The organism is Bradyrhizobium tropiciagri (genome assembly GCF_001189845.1).
GTDB classification, from domain to species: Bacteria; Pseudomonadota; Alphaproteobacteria; order Rhizobiales; family Xanthobacteraceae; genus Bradyrhizobium; species Bradyrhizobium tropiciagri.
The window spans coordinates 12,914-31,928 of the sequence record NZ_LFLZ01000034.1 but is presented as its reverse complement, the minus strand read 5'-3'; the positions used below and the strand labels follow the sequence as shown (position 1 = coordinate 31,928).

Genomic DNA, 19,015 nt, shown 5'->3' with positions numbered 1-19,015 from the left:
TGTTCACCAGAAGTCAGCGCACCGCCGGCAGGCCCAGCACACGCTCGGCGTCGGCGATCCAGCGGCGGATCATGGGATAGCGCGCGAGCGCGAGGCCGCCGTCCTCCGCCACGCGCGTATAGGCGAGCAACGACACGTCGGCGAGCGAGAACGCATCGCCGACCAGAAACTGCGTGCCGGCAAGATGCCACTCCAGGCGATCGAGCGCGACATAGCCGCGCTTGATCAGGCTCGGATCGATCTCGGAGACGGCCTTGCCGAGATACACGGTCTGAAAACGGCAGACGGCGACATAAGGCTCATGGCTGTTCTGCTCCCAGAACATCCAGGCATCCATCTGCGCCGCGCGATAGGGATCGGCGGGGATCAGATCGCTGCCGCGCGCGAGGTAGCGGATGATGGCGTTGGATTGCGCGAGCGTGCGTCCGTCATCGAGCTCGACCGTCGGCACCTGTCCCCAACCGTTCAGCTTGAGGAATTCCGCCGTCCGGCTGCCTCCCTTCATGGTGTCGATCTCGACCCATGTGTAAGGCAGCGCCAGCTTGTCGCACACCCATTTCACCTTCAGGCAATTGCCTGAATTGGCGTCGCCATGGATTTTCATGTGAAGTCGCTCCGCTTGCGGAGCAACATCGGATCAGCCGCACATTGCGGTGTCAAGCGACGCAGCGCTCGTCAGAACTTGTAGCCGATGGCAGCACGCACGCTGTTCTGCGTGACCGACGTGTTCTTGACCGGCATGAACTTGACGTATTCCCACTCGCCGCGCACGAAAACACAGTTCCACAGCATGTATTCCAATCCGAGACCAGCGGTCCAGCCGGCAACGTAAGCGTCCGTCTTCGCATCCGTTGCGGTTTGGGAAAACTGCGGGAGTGCAAAGGTGGTCGAACTTCCGTCAGCAAAGTTGATCGTTCTGTTCACGGAGCTCGTGACCGTGCGCGAGACATCCATTCGGCCGACCGCAAGTCCGCCGAACATGTAAGGCAGGAAGTCACCGGTTGCCCAACCCGCCCGGCCGCGGAATGTCACCTCGTCCTTGAGCTTCATTGAAGCGCGTCCATTCAACGTCACGCCGTCGGCGGCAGAGGCACCGGCGGGCAGGACCAGGGTTGGCTGCGCGATTTGAATCGGACCCAAACTTCCGAAGGTCGATGCCGTAAGGCCGGACCAATAGGTATAGTTTGCTTCGACACCCACCACGGCGTCGTCGTACTGCCAGTTGCGTCCGACAAATGCTCCGAAGCCCGAGCTCTGCGAATTGACCCGGCCAAGCAGATTGAATTGGGACGTCGGCCCCTGCAGCGTCGTGTTACGAAAGATGGAATTGGTCAGAGGCGCAACCGAGCCACCGAAGTCGGTGTTGATCCATGTCTGGCTGACCTGACCGCCGACATACCAGCCGTCCCAGTTTCTGGTGGGTGCGCTGGACGCGGGCAGACTGCCGCGAAGGAACTCCGGCATGTCGGCCGCCTGCGCGCCGGTCACCGCCCCGAACATCATCGCCGCCAGCAAGAACCTACGCATCGCAACGCTCCATCCCACTCATCGAATGCGCGTTGATCATCGCCTGTTAACCTTAACCAATCGTTGTCGCCGGCAGCTTTCGACCACGCAAGTTGCACAAAGCTCGCGACATGATGCGGCAACGGAAAACGGCGCGGGATGATCCCGCGCCGTTGCAATCGTTAACCGTGAAGGGACGAAATTAACCCTCATTAGCCCTTGCGGATCAGCGGGGGCGGCGGCGGCGGAGGCAGCACGTCGCAGCACGGCAGGTTGAAGCGCACGCCGAGCTTCACGTCCTGCGAGGTGATGTCGCGGAACTGGAAGCTCGAGGGACCGGTCGGCGTGCCGTCGAAGAAGTGACCCTGGCCCTGGCCGGCAGTGCCCATGTCGAGGTAGCGATAGGCCAGTTCGACGGTGAAGTTGTTGGTCACCTTGTAGGCGACACCGGCGTGCACAGCCCAGGCGAAGTTGGTCTTGGTTGCGCCGTCGGCGATGAAGGAGCTGGTCAGGCCCGACCCGCTCGGGAACGTCGTGACGTCGGAGAACGCCGAGGTCTTGAGCACTGCGGCACCGACACCGGCACCGATGAACGGGGTCAAGCAACCCCAGGTGCCGAGATCGGCATAGACGTTGACGAGGCCGACCCAGCTCTGGATGCCGCCATGATAGGTGTCGCCCAATGAGCTCGGCCCGGGGAATGTGAAGAAGTCAGTGCCGTTGAAGCTCACCTTCGAGCGATACTCACCGGTGATGTCGGCGCGGAACCAGCTGTTGAACTGATAGCCGACGCCGATGCCGTAGAGCATGCCGCCGTCGAAACCGTGGCCGAATTGATTGAAGGCAGTGCCGGCCGGCAGCGTATCGTAGGCGTTGACGTGCAGCCTCGCCTTGGTGTTGGTCATGCCGATATCGCCGCGCAGATACCAGCCGCCGAAATCCTGGACCGGCGGAGGCGCATACGCCATCGGGGGCGGCGGCATGATCGGCATGTCGGCAGCGAACGCCGCCGAGGACAACAGAGATGCCGCTCCGGCGGCAATCAGGGTCTTTACGCTACGCATTGGCTTCGTCCTTTTGGGCCAAGTGAGGCGACACGAAAGGCCCCACGTCTGAAACTCACGGGCGGACGATGGCAGCAAATGTTTAAGCGGCACTTAACCCTAATTTTTAAGGTTGATTTTCTCTCACCGATTTCTGCGGCTGTTGCTTATGAGAGTCCATAAATGCGCGGGCGGCGGGTGAAAGATGGCGATCTCGCCACAAGTGCTAATCAAGCGTTGACGCATGCGCGGTGTTTTCAGCGCACGCAGGCCGTGAGTGTTAGCGAATGCTTAATGCGGACGCGCCGTGAGGGAGAGTTCAGCGAACAGCCTCCGGCATCCTTGGCGGCACCAGCAGGGGTTCGCTCACCACGGGCATATTCGATGCAGCATTCGCGCAGAGATGCGTGACGTGGCTCTCACCGACAATCGACCGGCTCCCCGTCATCCTGAGGAGCCTGCACAGCAGGCGTCTCGAAGGATGCACGGCCACAGGCCGGGCCGTACATCCTTCGAGGCTCGCTACGCGAGCACCTCAGGATGACGGAGACAAACCGGCGCGAGATCGGAAATCGCGACTCAAGCCGCGGCGGCGTGGCCGAGTGCGCTGACGATGTTGTCGACGACCTCTTCCACCAGGATGCGGTCATCGCCCTCGCCCATGACGCGGATCACCGGTTCGGTGCCGGAGGGGCGAATCAACAGACGGCCATGGCCGTTGAGGCGCTTCTCGCCGTCGGTGATCGCGGACTTGACCTCGGCGGCGTCGAGCGGCTTGCCGCTGCGATAGCGCACGTTCTTCAGGATTTGCGGCAATGGTTCAAAACGCCGGCAGATCTCCGACACCGGGCGGCGCAGCTTCTGCACCACGGCCAGCACCTGCAGCGCCGCGACGAAGCCGTCGCCGGTGGTCGAATAGTCCGACATGATGATATGGCCGGACGGCTCGCCGCCGAGATTGTAGCCGCCGCTCAGCATCTGCTCGAGCACATAGCGGTCGCCGACCGGGGTGCGGACCATCGAAAGCCCGTGGCCCTGCAGGAAGCGCTCCAGGCCGAGATTGGACATCACGGTCGTGACGATGCCGGGCTTGGCGAGGCGTCCCTCTTCCTTCCAGCTCTGCGCGATCACCGCGAGCAGCTGGTCGCCGTCGACGATGTGGCCGCGCTCGTCGACCAGGATGACGCGATCGGCATCGCCGTCGAGCGCAATGCCGATGTCGGCGCGCATCTCGCGCACCTTGCGCGACAGCGCTTCCGGCGAGGTCGAGCCGCATTCCTTGTTGATGTTGAAGCCGTCGGGTTCGACCCCGATCGGCACCACGTCGGCACCGAGCTCCCACAGCGCTTCCGGCACCACCTTGTAGGCGGCGCCGTTGGCGCAATCGACCACGACGCGCAGGCCGTCGAGCGAGAGGTCGCGCGGCAAAGTGCGCTTGGCGAATTCGATGTAGCGGTCATGGACGCCGTCGATGCGGCGGGCACGGCCGAGGCTCGCGCTCTGCGCCAGGCGGCGATCGAGCGATTCGTCGAGCAGCTGCTCGATCTGCTTCTCGACATCGTCGGAGAGCTTGAAGCCCTGCGGACCGAACAGCTTGATGCCGTTGTCCTCGAAAAGATTATGCGACGCCGAGATCATGACGCCGAGATCGGCGCGCATCGACTTGGTCAGCATCGCGATCGCCGGCGTCGGCATCGGGCCGACCAGCAGCACGTCCATGCCGACCGAGGTGAAGCCCGCCACCATGGCGTATTCGATCATGTAGCCGGACAGCCGCGTGTCCTTGCCGATCACGACGCGATGGCGATGGTCGCCACGCTGAAATACCAATCCTGCGGCCTGCCCCACCTTGAGCGCGAGCTCCGGCGTGATCAGCCCATTGGCGCGGCCCCGAATTCCATCGGTCCCGAAATATTTGCGGCTCATGTAACCCCCAACACGGACCTCTCGAACCACACGGCGAGAGAGTCCCGAACGCCTACCAGTGTAGCGTGCATCGGCCTTATAGACTGCCAGGCGCTAAGATGACTTCAAAAAATATGATGAATCATTACCACGGCCGAACCGCATTTTTCGGCCTTAAGGCGCTGAAAAATATAACATTCCGGTCGTTCAGACAATCCCCGGGGAGGCGCGCTGTCCCCTACCCTTTGCCGCTGCGCTTGACGTGCTGGTCGCCCTTGGTCGGGGCCGGCTGGGTCACATTGACGGGGTCGGAACCGGGAAACGTCTCCTCCAGGCCCTCTTCAAGGGCCTCGTCGAGCCGGCGCTTTTCGGCGTTGTCGTCGGCCTTCGGCTTGGTGCCTGATTGCATCATCGCGCTCTCCCATCCGTCTTCGATTTGGCGGGCCATCCAACCATGCTAGATGACGCCAAGACCGAACAGCTGCAAGGCTTACCGACAAGGCTTGCTCGAATAGACTTGCGACAAGAAGAAGGGCCGGGAACGTCCATGAAGCACATTACCTGCATCGAAGATCTGCGCCAGCTGCACAAGCGCCGGGTGCCGAAGGCGTTTTTCGATTATGCGGACCGCGGCTCCTACACCGAGGACACGCTGCGCGCCAATTCCGAGGACCTGCAGCAGATCAAGTTCCGCCAGCGCATCCTGGTCGATGTGTCCAAGCGTACCCTGGCGACCACGATCCTCGGTGAGCCCTCGGCGATGCCGCTGATCCTGGCCCCGGTCGGCCTGCTCGGCATGCAGCATGGCGACGGCGAAATCTACGCCTGCCGCGCCGCACAAGCGGCCGGCATTCCCTTCACCCAGAGCACCATGTCGATCTGCTCGATCGAGGACATCGCGGCCGCCGTCGACAAGCCGTTCTGGTTCCAGCTCTACGTCATGAAGGACCGCGGCTTCATCAAGTCGCTGATCGAGCGCGCGATCGCGGCGAAATGCTCGGCGCTGGTGCTGACCGTCGACCTGCAGGTGATCGGCCAGCGCCACCAGGACATCAAGAACGGCATGACGGTGCCGCCGGAATGGTCGCTGTCGAAATTGATCGACTTCGCGACCAAGCCCGCCTGGGTGTCGGGCGTGCTGCAAGGCAAGCGCCGCACCTTCGGCAACATCGCCGGTCACGTCAAAGGCACCGAGGACCTCACCAAGCTGTCGGAGTGGACGGCTTCGCAGTTCGACACCTCGCTGAGCTGGAAGGACATCGACTGGATCCGCAGCATCTGGCCGGGCAAGCTGATCCTCAAAGGGATCCTCGATGTCGAGGACGCCGAACTCGCCGCCAAGACCGGCGCGCAGGCGATCGTGGTATCCAACCATGGCGGCCGCCAGCTCGACGGCGCACCGTCCTCGATCGAGGTGCTGCCCGAGATCGTCGACGAGGTCGGCTCGAAGCTCGAGATCATGTTCGACGGTGGCATCCGCACCGGCATGGACATCATGCGCGCGCTCGCACTCGGCGCGAAGTCCTGCATGATCGGCCGCGCCTATGCCTACGGCCTCGGCGCCGGCGGCCAGGAGGGCGTCGCCAAGCACTCGACATCCTGGGCAAGGAGCTCACCACCACGATGGGCCTGTGCGGCGTCAACACCATCGCCGAGATCGACGACAAGGTGCTGGCGGTTTGAGGCAATAGCCATCCCGCCTACAGGCGTCGTCCCGGCGAAGGCCGGGACCCATAACCACAGCCGTGCGAGATTTGAACACGGCTGTGGCCCCAACTCTTCTCAACAATCGTCATCGGTGGTTATGGGTCCCTGCTTTCGCACTAGTGCATGCACACATCTTCTGGAGTCTTCTCAAGGACTTGGCTGAAGAACGCAGAGAAATGACGACGTTTAGCTGAGCTGCGCTCGCGAACTTTGGTCATCGCCCCACATCCAAGTCCTTGATTAAGAGTCGGTTTTTCGATCGGAAAAGATGTGTGCATGCCCTAGGGCGAAAGCAGGGACGACGTGTTGAGAGAGCTTCGCTCCGCCTCACATCGGCGGTGCGATGCCGTCGCGGCCGACGTTGACGCGGTTGGCTTCCAGCGTGCCGTCATCCTTCTTGACCGCGCCGAAGATGATGATCTTGGCGCCGGGCTTCAGTTCCGACTTGTCGCCGGAAACGAAGGTCACGACCGGAGTGCCCGGCGGCACCACGACCTTCTTCTCGCCGTCCTTGTATTTCACCGTGATGTTCTGGCCGTCGGTGCCCTGCACCGTCTCGGCGACAGTGGCGTTGGTCATCGTCGAATTGGCGCGCAGGTCCCAGGGGCGAAAACCTTCAGCGGCGCCGCGCTGGTTTTCCGGGAAGATGTGAACCGCGATCGCCTTCTGCGTCCCGTCAGGCTCGGGCATCGCGGTGACGCCGATATAGGAACCGGACTTGATCTCGGACAGATCGGTCTTGGCAACGCCGAACACCGCAACGTTATCGGTGGTGCGCACCTTCATGTCGGCGCCGTCGCGCGACTTGACCGAGAGCAGTGCGCCGTCGACGGCCTCGATGGTGCCGCGAATCCGTACGGTCGGCGGCTGCTGCGCCGACGCGGTCGAGGCAAAGGCAACAAGAAGCAATGCAGCGAATGGCAGCGATTTCGGCATGGTGTTCCTCATGGGTTTGGCTGGCGATTCAGGGAACACCGGGAAGTTGAAGGTATTCCGTGCGGCTACCTCCCCTTCGCGGTAGAGATAGCTCGCACGACACCTACGCACCGAATGAGGATGCCGTTACTGCGATAACGAAACTGTCATCCTGTAGCCCGGATGGAGCGCAGCGCAATCCGGGACGATCGTACCGCGGAGACAGAACCCGGATTTCGCTTCGCTCCATCCGGCTACCAACGTGTTCACATCGGCGGCGTGAGACCGTCGCGGCCGACGCTGACGCGATCGGTCTCAAACGAGCCGTCGGGCAGCTTCTTCATGAAGGCGATGACCTTGGCGCCGGCCTTGAGGTCCGCCTTGTCGCCGGGAACATAGGTCACGACAGGGGTGTCGGGCGTGACCTGCACCTTCTTCTCGCCGTCCTTGTATTTGACCAGCAATGTATGACCGTCATTGCTGACGACGGATTCCGCGACGGTAGCGTTGGTCATGCTGCTGTTCGGCTTCAGATCGTAAGGCCGCGATCCCTCGCCGGTGCCGCGCATGTTCTCGGGGAACACATGCACCTCGACCGCCTTCGGCACGCCGTCGGACCCGGGCACCGTGGTCGTGCCGATGAAGGAACCGACCTTGATGTCGGCCAGGGCGATCTTGGTGAGCCCGAGCACCACCATATTGCCGGCCATATGCAGCTTGACGTCTTCACCACTGCGCGACTTCACCGCGAGCGTATCGCCGTCGACGCTCTCGACGGTTCCACGCACCCGGGTCGGCGTCGGCGGCTGCTGGGCAAGCGCGTAGAGCGTGGATGCCGTCACCATCGCGAGCGCAATGAACGGACGAATGAGTTGGGAACGGCTGGCAGGCATCAGTGATCTCCGGGAGGGAACGCGGGGGGACTAACACCAGACCCCGTTCCGGAGACGCTATTCCAGCCCTCAAGTCTTTGTGAGATCGGCCTCGACGATCGCGCGCAACTCCGCCGTGACTTGCGGGCGCTGCCCGAACCACAATTCGAAACCGCGCACCGCCTGGTGCAGCAGCATGCCGAGCCCGTCGGCGGTCTTCAGGGAGCGCGCCTGCGCAGCCGCAAGCAGCGGCGTCACCAGCGGCACATAGACAAGATCGGTCACGACCGCGTTCTGCGGCAACAGCTCGACATCGATCTCGAGCGCGGGCTGACCATGCATGCCGAGCGACGTCGTGTTCACGAGTAGCCCGGCGCGCGGCAGCAGCTCGCCGACTTTGTCCCACGTCGCAGGATGCACGCGCGCGCCAAATTGTTCCGCGAGCGCGCGGGCGCGGTCGATCGTGCGGTTGACCAGATGCACGCGCGCAATGCCGCGCTCGATCAGGCCGAATACCACCGCGCGCGCCGCCCCGCCGGCGCCGAGCACCAGCGCGTCCTCGGTCTTGTCCCAGCCCGGCGCGCAGGCGTCGAGATTGTTGATGAAGCCTTCGACATCGGTGTTGGTCGAGCGCAACTCGCCGTCCGCAAACCACAGCGTGTTGGCGGCGCCGACAGCGCGGGCGCGCGCATCCGGGGCCGACAGCGCCAGCGCGTGCTCCTTGTGCGGACGGGTGACGTTGGCGCCGACGAAGCCGCGCAGCGACAGGCGGAACAGGAAATCCTTGAAATCCTCCGGCGGCACCGCCTCGATCACATAGCCGCCCTCGATGCCGAGCGTGCGCAGCCAGTAATGGTGGATCAGCGGCGAGCGGGAATGCGCCGCCGGCCAGCCGATCAGGCATGCGGCGCGGGTTTTGCCTTGAGATGTCATTGTTGAGGATGTCATGGCCGTGACATCGGCCAAGGCAGGCGCGCTGTCAATCCGTCCGCTTCGCGGTTGCGGCAACCAGCGCACTGAGGATGAAGGCGGTGCCCGCGGCAAACCAGATCGCAGCGAGGTTGATCCAGTGGTAGGCAGCGGCCCCCGCCAGCGCGCCTGCCACCAGCGCCGCCCACAGCAATAAATTGGGCAGCCAGGCCCAGCCTGCGCCGCCCGTCAGTGCGGCGGCGATCAACTGGCCGACCTTGACCAGCGCCCCGGTGACATAGGTGAGGCCCAGCCCGGCCCCGCCTTCAAGCTGGAATACGGCGTTCTCGAGCCCCATCGCCAGCACGATGGCCGCGACGGCGGCGTTCGGCAGGTCATAGCCGTAGGCCAACGCCGCGGCCGCCAGCAGCAGCGCCTCGACGAGCAGGATCAGGGGCTGGCGATGCGCGATGCGGCTGAGCACGACCAGACTGCCGGCCGCGGCACCCACGACGAACAGCACGATCAGCGCCAGCGCCTCCAGCGCGTGCTGCCAATGCCCCGCGGCCAGCGTCACGCCGAGCCGCGTCGAGTTGCCGCTCATGAAGGAGACGAACAGTCCGCCGAGCTGTAGATAGCCGATGGCATCGACATAACCGGCTAGCGCGCTGAGCGCGCAGGCCAGCGCCAGGTTACGGCGGGATTCCAGCATGATGTCCTTGCGCCCCCATAGGGACGCAAGCTAACCGGCTGCGGCCATCCTGCCAACGATCACGCCCGCGCGGCGTGATCACAGCCAGCATCACGCCGCGTCGCGATGCGCGGCGATGATCTGGTCGGCGGCGCGGCCCGTCACTTCGGCCATGCGGTCGAACTGGCGGGTGAAGGTGCCGGCGCCGGCGGTGGCCGAGCGCAGCTCCACGATGAGGTCGCCGATCTCGGATTCCGGCATCGTGGCGCGGACGCAGTCCCAGCCGCTCCAGCCTCGCGGGTGTCGAAGCCGAGGATCTGGCCGCGGCGCGCCGACAGGATCGCGTTGATCTTGGCGGTGGCGTCGGTCGGACAGACGATCTCGACCATGTGGATCGGCTCGAGCAGCACCGGCTGGCACTGCGGCAACCCTTCGCTGACCCCGATCCGCGCCGCGGTGCGGAACGCAAGATCGGAGGAATCGACGCTATGATAGGAGCCATCGGTCAGCGTGACGTCGACGTCGATCACGGGGAAACCGAGCGGGCCGCGCGCCAGCGCGTCGACGACGCCCTCTTCCACCGCACCGATATAGTTGCGCGGCACCGCGCCGCCGACCACCTTCTCATGGAATTCGAAGCCCGAACCGCGCGGCTTCGGCTTGATGTCGAGCACCACGTCGCCGAACTGGCCATGGCCGCCGGATTGCTTCTTGTGCCGGCCGCGCTGGGTGATGGCTTTACGGATGGTCTCCTGGTAGCCGATCGCCGGCGGATGCGATTTGACGTTGACGCCGTAGCGATCCTTCAGCCGCTCCTGCGCGACGCGCAGATGCATCTCGCCCTGCCCCCACAGCACGGTGTCGTGGGTGCGCGGGTTCTGGATCATCGTCAGCGACGGATCCTCCTCGTTCAGCCGCAGCAGCGCCTGGCCGAGCTTGACGTCGTCCTTGCGGTCGGTCGCGGCAATCGAGATCGACAGCACCGCCGCGGCCGGCTCGACCTTGGCCAGCGAGGCCGGGGCCGTCTTGCCGCTCGAGACCGTATCGCCGGTCTTGATTGCATCGAGCTTGCCCAGTGCGACGGTGTCGCCGGCCTCCGCCGACGGCCGCTTGCTGTCATGCGTGCCCGAGACCGCGAGGATGCCGGAGACGCGCCCACTCTCGCCAGACGAGGATTGCAGCGTCGCGCCGTCGTCGAGATGGCCCATCAGCACGCGCGCCAGCGACAGCTTGCCGCCGTGCTGCAAATGGACCGTCTTGAACACATAGGCCAGCGCGTCCTTCTGATCCTTGATACCGAGCCGGCTGGCGGTCTCAGTGACACCGGGCGCCTCGTGGCGCAGCGCCTTCATCAGGCGCAGTACGCCGTTCTCGCGGCTCGCAGCTCCCAGCAGCACCGGACAAATCTGCCCTTCGCGCAATTCGCGGGCGAGGTCGTCGAACACGGCGTCGCGCGGCGGCTGGATGTCCTCCAGCAATTGCTCCATCAGCGCATCGTCGTGATCGGCGAGCTTTTCCAGCATCGAGAAGCGCGCTTCCTTCTCGCGGTCGAGATTACCGCCCTCGAGCGCCATCACCTCCGACGGCTTGTGCTCGCGATAGACGAAGGCGCGCTCCAGCGCGAGGTCGACGAAGCCTTCGATCAGATCGCCGTTCCAGATCGGGATCTGGCGCAGCACCAGCGGCACGCGCGAGGCCGGCTGCAGCGTCGAAAGCGTCTCGCGGACGCGCTTGTTGGCGCGGTCGATCTTGTTCAGGAACAGGAAACGGGGAATTCCGAGCTCCTCGAGCTCGCGCAGGATGATCTGCAGCTGCGGCAGCTTCTTCTCGTCAGCTTCGCAGACCACGACTGCGGCATCGACCGCCGGCAACGCGGCACGCATATCGTGCGCGAATTCGATCGAGCCGGGGCAATCGATAAAGGTGTAGCTGTCCCCCATAAAGGTGGTGGTGGCGGCGGTCAGGCCTACGCCCATCTTGTGTTGACGCGCCTCGGGGCTGGCATCGCCGACGGAGGTTCCGGCATCGACGCTGCCGGCAGTCTTGATGGCGCCAGTGCGCGCCAGGATCGCTTCCAGAAGTGTGGTTTTACCGCTTTGGAAAGGGCCCACCAATGCGATGCACCGTGGACCTCGGGGACTTCTGACGTCTTGTCCCATTGCCGCCTCCTCGTGTTGGAGCTCGGCCCATGATTGGGTCGGCGACCGTTCATGCTCTGCCTGCGTTTGACATTTGGCAAGCGGGAAAACGTCGCTGCGGTGCGGCGTCGCTGACGTTTACGATCGCGGAGCTGCGCGCCGCCCCTCTCCGGAAAAATTGCGTCCGATGCGCCAGTTCCTCAGCGCGCCACCCCTGGAGCGATCTCGCGCCAGCGCGCGGCGATGTCGAGCAGGCGCTGCACGGCAGGCGATGCATCTTCCTCGCGCCACGCAAGCGTGAGCGGGGCCGTCACCACCGGTGCGGAAAGCCGAACGTAAGCGACGCCGCGACCGGTCTGCGCGCGCGCCGCGCCCTCCGGGACGAGCGACACACCGACACCGGCGGCAATCAAGCCGATCGCGGTTTGCAGATGCAGAACCTCTTGCGCGAGCCGCGGCGTGAAGCCCGCTGCCTGGCATGCGTTCACGATCAGGCCCGTGACCGAAGGCTCCGGCCGAGCCGGATACAGCACGAAGGCATCGTCGGACAATTCGGCGAGCGCAATGTCGCGCCGCGCCGCAAGGGGATGCGCACGCGGCAGCGCCGCGACGTACGGCTCTTCGAGGAGGAGGTGTTGGGCAAGCCCCGTCTCGGCTGGTAGCGCCGGGCGCGCGAAGCCGGCGTCGATCCGGCGGCGGCGCAGCGCCTCGGCGATCTCGGCCGCCAGCATCTCGTCGAGCACAAGCTCGACATCGGGACAGGCATCACGATAGGCGCCGACGATGTCGGGCAGTCCCGCAAACATGGCGGAGCCGACGAATCCGATCGCGAGCTTGCCGGCCTGGCCGCGCCCGACGCGCCGGGTGTCGGCAACCGCACTCTCGAAACTTGCGAGCACCGCGCGTGCGCGCGCAAGAAACAGCTCGCCGGCCTCGGTGAGCCTGACGGGACGGCTATTCCGCTGCAGCAGCGTGACGCCGAGCTCGTGCTCGAGCTGACGGATCTGCTGGCTGAGCGGCGGCTGCGCGATATGCAGCCGCTCGGCCGCGCGGGTGAAATTCAATTCCTCGCCGAGCGCCACGAAGTATCTGAGATGTCGCAATTCCATGCCACCGCTATAGCACGGCGGCCGGCGGCGGCAGCCATACGCAATAGCTCTGCAACCGTATCGAACGAGTATTGGACCGGACGCATCGACGCGGACAGCCTGCGCCAAACCACAGGAGGTCGGCATGACGGCACTGGAGAAAGCCTTCGCGGATGCAGCCGCGTCAGGCATCACGCAACAGAAGATCGATATCGGCGGCCTGCGCGTCAACGTCGCGCGCTTCGGCAAGGGCCCGCCGCTGCTGCTGCTGCATGGCTGGCCGGAGTTTTGGCTGATGTGGCGGCCGCTGATGCTGCGCCTCGGCGACAGCTTCGAGCTGATCGCCCCCGACCTGCGCGGCTGCGGCGACACCGGCAAGCCGGCGCCAGGACCCGATGCCTCCGCGACCGCGGAGCGCCACGCGCAAGATATGTTCGCGGTCATGGACGCGCTCGGTCATGACCGCTTCGGCCTGATCGGCGGCGATCTCGGCGCCTATGTCATGCAGGCGATGTCGCATCGTCAGCCGCAGCGGCTGACGGGCACGCTCTATCTCTGCACGCCCTATCCGGGCCTCGGCCACCGCTACGGCGAGCCCGGCCACCTGATCGAGGTCTGGTATCAATACTTCCAGCAGCTGCCATGGGCCGCGCAACTGGTCGGAAGCTCGCGCGAGTCATGCCGGCTCTATTTCCGCCACTTCCTCGACCATTGGTCGGGCGACGATCCCGCCGTGTTCGGCGACCTGCTGGAAGCCTATGTCGATAACTTCATGAAGCCGGGCAACATCCAGGGCGGCTTCGACTGGTATCTCTCGTCCGCATCCAATCGCCGGCTCTGGCTGGAAGGCAAGCTTCCGGCGCAACCGCGCATCGAGGTGCCCTCGCGCTTTCTCTGGGGCCGAAGCGATCCGCTGATCCCACCCGAATGGTCGGACCGGCTGGGGGACTATTGGAGAGAACCTTCGATCAGGTTCGTCGACACCGGGCACTATGTTCACGCCGAGTCGCCCGGCATCGTTGCCGAAGAAGCCCGCGGCTTGTTCGGCAAGATGAAGAACGCTACGCGCGCGGTTTAGCGACCCGGACGCAGCTCCAGGCTCTCGAGGCCGGCGGCGATGTTGACGCCGACCTGACCCTGCACGCTGAGCGGCTGCAGCGCGATGGTGTTGTCGGAGCCGCCGACCAGCACGTTGCCGCCGACGCCGACGCCAAGCGTCGCGCTGCCCTGCGCACCGGCATAGTTGCCCGAGAGTGCGCCTGGCCCGAGCCGCTCCACCGGCGCGTAGACGCCCCAGGCCAGCGCCGATTCCTGGGTGATGCCGAGATCGATGCCGACCTTCTGGATGGTCGCGATGTAGCGGTCCTCGGGCAGGCCATTGGCGCGCAGCACGCAGCCGAGATGGGTCACGGAACCGACGATGAAGCCGACGCTCGCACCACCGCGGCATTCCAGGACGCCGACCTGTACGCGCTGGCTCGGCTGTTGGGCGTTGACGCCAACGATTGCGGTCAGCGTGGCGATGGCGGCAGCGGCGAGGAGAGTGAGGCGACGCATGTTGGGGAGTCTCCGGCTGAGAGGCATGACGCGAGCAGAGAACAGAACGGCGCCGTGTCTGCGGCGCCGTTCGCATCCTATGCCATAACATTGGATGGTCGGCCAGAATTTGCGGTGCTCGGCCACCGATTGTTGGGGGATGTGGCGCTGTTGCTATGTTCCTTCGGGGCCGAAGCTTGGTCAGCAACGGACAGCAAACAACAGACCGCAAAAAAAGAGGCCCGCTTTCGCGGGCCCCTTTGCACGAACACCAACCAGCCTAGAGCGTTTTCGAGCGAAGTGGATACCGGTTCGCGTGAAGAAAACGCGTCAAGACAAAATCTAGTGGTGGTGATGATGACGGTGGTGGCGATGATGCCGGCGCGGACCGTTGGTGCGGACCGGCTCGAGATCGATCCCGGCGATGCCGGCCGCAACGTTGAGGCCGGTCTGGCCCTGCACGCTGATCGGCTGCAGCGCATAGGCGTTGTTCGGGCCACCGAACAGGAAGTTACCGCCGGCGCCGAGGCCGACCGAAGCATTGACGCCGACGCCGCCGTAGCTGCCGGCGAGCGCACCGCGCGGCACCACCGTGGTCGGCGCACTGACGGCCCAGGCGAGCTGGGTCTGTCCGGTGAAGCCGAGGTCGACGCCGATCCGCTTCACGGTCGCAAGATACGGCTCGGGCCGGCGGCCACCGCTCTGGAACACGCATTCGAGGCGGGCGACAGAGCCGACGACGAAGCCGACATTCTCGCCGCCCTGGCACTGCAGGACCCCGGCTTGAACCTGTTGAGGCGCCGCGTTGGCGGTGGCGAACGGCGCCAGCAACGCAAGCGCTGCAAAGGTGAGGGTCGAAAGTCGCATTGGTCTGTCTCCGCAAGGTGAACTGAATTGCAATTTGCGCGGCGGACACAAAGGAAGGCTCGTGTCCAAAACAAGGCAGTTCGCAAAGGGGCCGTAAAAACTTCCCGCGTGTGGCATTGATGTTCGCACACACACGCGTGAGGTGAGCAGGTTGTGATTTGACTCTGCGATTTTACCGGCGCGCAATGTCAGCGCATAAACGAAAACGCTCCCGCACCAAATGCGGGAGCGTTTTTAGTCTCTCGGTTCGGAAGCGACTATCGCAGATTACCGCAGAAGCGCTGGATGCGCTTGCAGGCATCCTCGAGATCCGAGGTCTTGGTGGCGTAGGAGATGCGGAACGCCGGTCCAAGGCCGAACGCCGATCCCTGCACGACTGCAACGCCTTCGCTCTCGAGCAGCTCGGTGACGAACGCCTCGTCGTTGTCGATCACCTTGCCCGACGGCGCGGTCTTGCCGATCGTGCCGGCGCAGGACGGATAGACGTAGAACGCGCCTTCCGGCCGCGGGCACTCGATGCCGCTCGCCTGGTTGAGCATCGACACCACGAGGTCGCGGCGTTCCTTGAACACCTTGTTGTTCGCGGCGATGAAGTCCTGCGGACCGTTGAGCGCCTCGACCGACGCCCACTGCGCGATCGACGACGGGTTCGAGGTCGACTGCGACTGGATCGTCGCCATCGCCTTGATCAGCTGCGCCGGGCCGCCGGCATAGCCGATGCGCCAGCCGGTCATGCAGTAGGCCTTCGACACGCCGTTCACGGTCAGCGTGCGATCGTAGAGGCTCGGCTCGACCTGCGCCGCGGTGGTGAAGACGAAGTCGTCATAGACGAGGTGCTCGTACATGTCGTCGGTCATCACCCAGACATGCGGATGCTTGACCAGCACGTCGGTGATCGCCTTGAGCTCGCTCCTGGTATAGGCCGAGCCGGTCGGGTTCGACGGCGAGCACAGGATCACCCACTTGGTCTTCGGCGTGATCGCCTTCTCGAGATCTTCCGGGCGCAGCTTGAAGCCAGTCGAGGCCGGGCACACCACCGGGACCGACTCGCCGCCGGCGAGCGCGACCATCTCGGGATAGCTGACCCAATACGGCGCCGGGATGATCACTTCGTCGCCCGGATTGATGGTCGCCATCAGCGCGTTGTAGAGCACCTGCTTGCCGCCGGTGCCGACGATGATCTGGTTCGGCTTGTAGGTCAGGCCGTTCTCGCGCGAGAACTTGTTGATGATGGCTTCCTTGAGCTCCGGAATGCCGCCGACATCGGTGTACTTGGTCTTGCCGGCCTCGATCGCGTGGATCGCAGCCAGCTTGATGTTGGCGGGCGTGTCGAAGTCCGGCTCGCCGGCGCCGAGGCCGATGACGTTGCGGCCCGCGGCTTTCAGCGCGCGTGCTTTGTCCGTGACCGCGATCGTCGCGGACGGCTTCACACGGTCGAGCGCAGCGGACAGGAAGGCCATTATCATCTCCTGGCAAACGTCGTGAGCCGTTGGGCCACGACTTGATTTGAATGGGATCGCGGCACCCTAGGCCGGTCGCCGCTGCATCGCAAGAAGCTTGGCTGCAAAGCACGAAAACTTTCTCGCATGGCGCGCGACATGCGCAATATTCCGCAAGTTCCGCCGCCAAATGACTCATATCCGGCAAGCCCTGTCACGGTCGCTTCAGCCTAGCCGGCAAGGCTTCCGGCCACGTGCTCCAGCGCGGATTGCTCCGAGGACAATGTGCCGCGCGACACCTGCCTGATGGTGTCGGCGGCAGGCGGTCATGACAGCGCATCCCGCGATCCGGATGCCGCGTTAACGTTTCTGAATTGCAGCATGTCGGCCAGGGCTACAGGTGGCATCGACCGGCACCGTGCACAGCGTCGCGCAGCCGTGATCCGAGTTGTTCTACCGTGTTGATGGAATCGTTCTGCACGCGTGCAGTGCGGTAGACGTTTCGACTTTTTCCACATTGCAGGGCTTGCGACGCACCCCTGTCGGCATCATTGTTTAGCGGCGTTGCGGTGTGACAGGCCGCGCAACTTTCAAGCGTACCGTCTCATGCAGTCCGTCTTCCCGATCGAGTGAACCCCGACGCAATGTACAAGCTCTATTCGATGCAGCGCTCCGGCAACAGCTACAAAGTCCGGCTGGCGCTTGCCGTGCTGAACACGCCGTACGAGGCGATCGAAATCGACATCCTGCGCGGCGAGAGCCGGACCCCGGAATTCCTGGCCAAGAATCCGAGCGGCCAGGTGCCGTTGCTCGAGGTCGCCGAGGGCCGCCATCTCGCGGAGTCCAACGCCATCCTCTGGTATGTCGCGATCGGCACGCCGCTGGCGCCGGAGTCGCGGATCGAGCGCGCCGAGGCGCTGCAGTGGATGTTCTTCGAGCAGCACGCGCTGGAGCCGAATATCGGCGCCGCCTATTTCTGGCTGTCGCTGGTCAAGGGCGGGCGCGACCTGCAGACGCACGCGCTGGAGGACTGGATGGAGCGCGGCTATGCGGCGCTGCAGGTGATGGAAAATCACCTCAAGAACCACACGTTTTTCGCCGCCGAGCAATTCACCGTCGCCGATATCGCCCTCTATGGCTACACCCACGTCGCCGACCGCTGCGACTTCGACCTGACGACCTTTCCGTCGATCCGGGCCTGGCTGAGACGGGTCGAGCAGACCCCCGGATTTGTCTCGATGGATTGGCAGCCGGGTCCCGAAGCCGAGCCTCAGGCCCACCTTGTCGCCGGGGTCTGAATTGCGGGAACAGCGGGGAAATTGCCCAAATAACGGGCAAAACCCCCGCGCAGGCCGCATTTTCGCCGTTTTCAGGGGGCTCCGCCGCCGTAATGTTGCCGGTGACGATGGGCAGATTCGCTCGGATGTCGCGAGTGATTCGCTCGCGGCCTGAGGGATTTAGACCATGAAACGGTGGTCCGGCACGGCAGGCTTCCATGGCCGCCCTGCCCCGGTGGCATCATCCCGGCTGACCAACGCGATCGCCGCGTCGCTCGCGCTTGGCGCGCTGACGCTGTGCCTGGTCGTGGCCGTGACGGTGCTGTCGAGCAACATCAGCATGGCGACATCGATCCCGGCGTAATCCAGCAAGTTCGTTTTGGCACCTTATCCGCGGCAAGGCGCGGGAGAGACAGCGGCGCGACATGATGAAGACCCCCGTCGGACTGGTGACCGTGACGCTGTCAGCGGCGATCCTGCTGGCGGCATCGCTCCTGATCGTGACCGGCACGCAGGGCGAAGATCGCGCGCACCCGGCGCACGTGACGGCGCCTGCCGCCAAGCAGGCCCCGCGCCACTAGCGCACGCTCCAGCGCAAATGCGCTAGCTCCATCTGTGGAAGATGAAGAACGCACCGGCGGCGATGAAGGCGAAACCGAGCGCGTGATTCCAGCCCAGCGGCTCCTTCAGGTACAACACCGAGAAGCCGGCGAACACGACCAGCGTGATCACCTCCTGCATCGTCTTGAGCTGCGCCGCGCTGTAGACCTCGCTGCCCCAGCGATTGGCCGGCACCGCCAGCCAGTATTCGAAGAACGCGATGCCCCAGCTCACCATGATGACGATGGGGAGCGAATGATCCTTGAACTTGAGATGACCGTACCAGGCGAAGGTCATGAAGACGTTCGAGGCAAACAGCATCAGGATCGGCAGTAGCGACGGCGAAATGGCGGGCATCGATGTCCTCTTGCAAGCAAAGCACGCGGTAATCCGCAGGCACGGAAGCGGGTTCCCATCCCGATCTACATATCATTTGATTTGAAAGCAGCGAAAGCTGGCTCGGACCGCGCAAGGGCCGCTTAACGGTCGGGGCGGAAATCCCGGCGCCGTTGCGGCTCTGTC

General features: G+C 64.4%; 18 protein-coding genes and 2 pseudogenes. 5 read left to right on the top strand and 15 right to left on the bottom strand.

Features of this window, described 5'->3' with window-relative positions:
• Nucleotides 1–13: 13 nt before the first annotated feature.
• The 5 genes from AKN84_RS24905 to AKN84_RS48155 all read right to left on the bottom strand — a co-directional run bounded on the left by AKN84_RS24905 (nt 14) and on the right by AKN84_RS48155 (nt 4,866).
• Nucleotides 14–604: a glutathione S-transferase family protein gene (locus tag AKN84_RS24905; RefSeq protein ID WP_050423233.1), complete on the bottom strand. Its 591-nt coding sequence runs from the start codon at nt 602–604 to the stop codon at nt 14–16.
• A 71-nt stretch (nt 605–675) separates the two neighbouring features.
• Nucleotides 676–1,527 carry an outer membrane protein gene (locus AKN84_RS24900; RefSeq protein ID WP_050423231.1) on the bottom strand — a complete coding sequence of 284 codons (852 nt, stop codon included), beginning with the start codon at nt 1,525–1,527 and terminating at the stop codon, nt 676–678.
• 191 nt (nt 1,528–1,718) lie between these two features.
• Nucleotides 1,719–2,570 (bottom strand): outer membrane protein, encoded by an 852-nt coding sequence (locus AKN84_RS24895; RefSeq protein WP_050423230.1) that lies wholly within the window; start codon nt 2,568–2,570, stop codon nt 1,719–1,721.
• 558 nt (nt 2,571–3,128) lie between these two features.
• Nucleotides 3,129–4,475, bottom strand: coding sequence for a phosphoglucosamine mutase (gene glmM, locus AKN84_RS24890; protein ID WP_050423229.1), 1,347 nt, complete (start codon nt 4,473–4,475; stop codon nt 3,129–3,131).
• A gap of 217 nt (nt 4,476–4,692) precedes the next feature.
• Nucleotides 4,693–4,866, bottom strand: a complete 174-nt coding sequence (locus AKN84_RS48155) for a hypothetical protein (RefSeq protein WP_167351874.1) — start codon at nt 4,864–4,866, stop codon at nt 4,693–4,695.
• A 135-nt stretch (nt 4,867–5,001) separates the two neighbouring features.
• Here AKN84_RS48155 and AKN84_RS24880 point away from each other — a divergent pair.
• Nucleotides 5,002–6,137, top strand: a pseudogene (locus tag AKN84_RS24880) (alpha-hydroxy acid oxidase).
• Nucleotides 6,138–6,488: 351 nt separating this feature from the next.
• Here the strand turns inward: AKN84_RS24880 and AKN84_RS24875 are convergent.
• The 6 genes and pseudogenes from AKN84_RS24875 to AKN84_RS24850 all read right to left on the bottom strand — a co-directional run bounded on the left by AKN84_RS24875 (nt 6,489) and on the right by AKN84_RS24850 (nt 12,795).
• On the bottom strand, nt 6,489–7,097 hold the full coding sequence (locus AKN84_RS24875) for a single stranded DNA-binding domain-containing protein (protein WP_050423286.1): 609 nt from the start codon (nt 7,095–7,097) through the stop codon (nt 6,489–6,491).
• A gap of 245 nt (nt 7,098–7,342) precedes the next feature.
• On the bottom strand, nt 7,343–7,921 hold the full coding sequence (locus AKN84_RS24870) for a hypothetical protein (RefSeq protein WP_162240902.1): 579 nt from the start codon (nt 7,919–7,921) through the stop codon (nt 7,343–7,345).
• 117 nt (nt 7,922–8,038) lie between these two features.
• Complete coding sequence (locus AKN84_RS24865) at nt 8,039–8,896, bottom strand: shikimate dehydrogenase (protein ID WP_430649929.1); 858 nt, start codon at nt 8,894–8,896, stop codon at nt 8,039–8,041.
• A gap of 31 nt (nt 8,897–8,927) precedes the next feature.
• Nucleotides 8,928–9,569: a YoaK family protein gene (locus tag AKN84_RS24860; protein ID WP_050423225.1), complete on the bottom strand. Its 642-nt coding sequence runs from the start codon at nt 9,567–9,569 to the stop codon at nt 8,928–8,930.
• Between the two features lie 90 nt (nt 9,570–9,659).
• Nucleotides 9,660–11,707: pseudogene (locus AKN84_RS24855) on the bottom strand (elongation factor G).
• Nucleotides 11,708–11,886: 179 nt separating this feature from the next.
• Entirely contained in the window at nt 11,887–12,795 is a 909-nt protein-coding gene (locus AKN84_RS24850; protein WP_050423224.1) for a LysR substrate-binding domain-containing protein, read from the bottom strand.
• A gap of 124 nt (nt 12,796–12,919) precedes the next feature.
• On the opposite strand from AKN84_RS24850, the gene AKN84_RS24845 reads away from it, so the two are divergent.
• The gene (locus tag AKN84_RS24845) at nt 12,920–13,852 is read left to right on the top strand and encodes an alpha/beta fold hydrolase (protein WP_128971128.1); all 933 of its coding nucleotides are present in this window, start codon (nt 12,920–12,922) and stop codon (nt 13,850–13,852) included.
• Here the strand turns inward: AKN84_RS24845 and AKN84_RS24840 are convergent.
• From AKN84_RS24840 to AKN84_RS24830, 3 genes are all read right to left on the bottom strand, one after another.
• On the bottom strand, nt 13,849–14,331 hold the full coding sequence (locus tag AKN84_RS24840; protein WP_050423223.1) for a DUF992 domain-containing protein: 483 nt from the start codon (nt 14,329–14,331) through the stop codon (nt 13,849–13,851). The genes AKN84_RS24845 and AKN84_RS24840 overlap by 4 nt on opposite strands.
• A gap of 321 nt (nt 14,332–14,652) precedes the next feature.
• Nucleotides 14,653–15,177: a DUF992 domain-containing protein gene (locus tag AKN84_RS24835; protein ID WP_050423222.1), complete on the bottom strand. Its 525-nt coding sequence runs from the start codon at nt 15,175–15,177 to the stop codon at nt 14,653–14,655.
• A 257-nt stretch (nt 15,178–15,434) separates the two neighbouring features.
• Complete coding sequence (locus tag AKN84_RS24830) at nt 15,435–16,637, bottom strand: pyridoxal phosphate-dependent aminotransferase (protein ID WP_050423221.1); 1,203 nt, start codon at nt 16,635–16,637, stop codon at nt 15,435–15,437.
• A gap of 623 nt (nt 16,638–17,260) precedes the next feature.
• Here AKN84_RS24830 and AKN84_RS24825 point away from each other — a divergent pair.
• The 3 genes from AKN84_RS24825 (at nt 17,261) to AKN84_RS48145 (ending at nt 18,474) form a co-directional block, all read left to right on the top strand.
• Entirely contained in the window at nt 17,261–17,914 is a 654-nt protein-coding gene (locus AKN84_RS24825; RefSeq protein WP_050423220.1) for a glutathione S-transferase family protein, read from the top strand.
• Nucleotides 17,915–18,080: 166 nt separating this feature from the next.
• Nucleotides 18,081–18,257, top strand: a complete 177-nt coding sequence (locus AKN84_RS48150; RefSeq protein WP_167351873.1) for a hypothetical protein — start codon at nt 18,081–18,083, stop codon at nt 18,255–18,257.
• Between the two features lie 61 nt (nt 18,258–18,318).
• Entirely contained in the window at nt 18,319–18,474 is a 156-nt protein-coding gene (locus AKN84_RS48145; protein WP_167351872.1) for a hypothetical protein, read from the top strand.
• A 22-nt stretch (nt 18,475–18,496) separates the two neighbouring features.
• Here AKN84_RS48145 and AKN84_RS24820 read toward each other — a convergent pair whose 3' ends face one another.
• On the bottom strand, nt 18,497–18,850 hold the full coding sequence (locus tag AKN84_RS24820) for a DMT family protein (protein WP_050423219.1): 354 nt from the start codon (nt 18,848–18,850) through the stop codon (nt 18,497–18,499).
• Nucleotides 18,851–19,015: the final 165 nt, after the last annotated feature.

Coding starts and splice junctions, on each gene's coding strand:
- AKN84_RS24900 (WP_050423231.1), bottom strand. CDS start 1,527: ATGCGTAGGTTCTTGCTGGCGGCGATGATGTTCGGGGCGGTGACCGGC.
- AKN84_RS24850 (WP_050423224.1), bottom strand. CDS start 12,795: ATGGAATTGCGACATCTCAGATACTTCGTGGCGCTCGGCGAGGAATTG.
- AKN84_RS24860 (WP_050423225.1), bottom strand. CDS start 9,569: ATGCTGGAATCCCGCCGTAACCTGGCGCTGGCCTGCGCGCTCAGCGCG.
- AKN84_RS24845 (WP_128971128.1), top strand. CDS start 12,920: ATGACGGCACTGGAGAAAGCCTTCGCGGATGCAGCCGCGTCAGGCATC.
- glmM (WP_050423229.1), bottom strand. CDS start 4,475: ATGAGCCGCAAATATTTCGGGACCGATGGAATTCGGGGCCGCGCCAAT.
- AKN84_RS24905 (WP_050423233.1), bottom strand. CDS start 604: ATGAAAATCCATGGCGACGCCAATTCAGGCAATTGCCTGAAGGTGAAA.
- AKN84_RS24825 (WP_050423220.1), top strand. CDS start 17,261: ATGTACAAGCTCTATTCGATGCAGCGCTCCGGCAACAGCTACAAAGTC.
- AKN84_RS24840 (WP_050423223.1), bottom strand. CDS start 14,331: ATGCGTCGCCTCACTCTCCTCGCCGCTGCCGCCATCGCCACGCTGACC.
- AKN84_RS48150 (WP_167351873.1), top strand. CDS start 18,081: ATGAAACGGTGGTCCGGCACGGCAGGCTTCCATGGCCGCCCTGCCCCG.
- AKN84_RS24875 (WP_050423286.1), bottom strand. CDS start 7,097: ATGCCGAAATCGCTGCCATTCGCTGCATTGCTTCTTGTTGCCTTTGCC.
- AKN84_RS48155 (WP_167351874.1), bottom strand. CDS start 4,866: ATGATGCAATCAGGCACCAAGCCGAAGGCCGACGACAACGCCGAAAAG.
- AKN84_RS24830 (WP_050423221.1), bottom strand. CDS start 16,637: ATGGCCTTCCTGTCCGCTGCGCTCGACCGTGTGAAGCCGTCCGCGACG.
- AKN84_RS24870 (WP_162240902.1), bottom strand. CDS start 7,921: ATGGTGACGGCATCCACGCTCTACGCGCTTGCCCAGCAGCCGCCGACG.
- AKN84_RS24835 (WP_050423222.1), bottom strand. CDS start 15,177: ATGCGACTTTCGACCCTCACCTTTGCAGCGCTTGCGTTGCTGGCGCCG.
- AKN84_RS24820 (WP_050423219.1), bottom strand. CDS start 18,850: ATGCCCGCCATTTCGCCGTCGCTACTGCCGATCCTGATGCTGTTTGCC.
- AKN84_RS48145 (WP_167351872.1), top strand. CDS start 18,319: ATGATGAAGACCCCCGTCGGACTGGTGACCGTGACGCTGTCAGCGGCG.
- AKN84_RS24895 (WP_050423230.1), bottom strand. CDS start 2,570: ATGCGTAGCGTAAAGACCCTGATTGCCGCCGGAGCGGCATCTCTGTTG.
- AKN84_RS24865 (WP_430649929.1), bottom strand. CDS start 8,896: ATGACATCCTCAACAATGACATCTCAAGGCAAAACCCGCGCCGCATGC.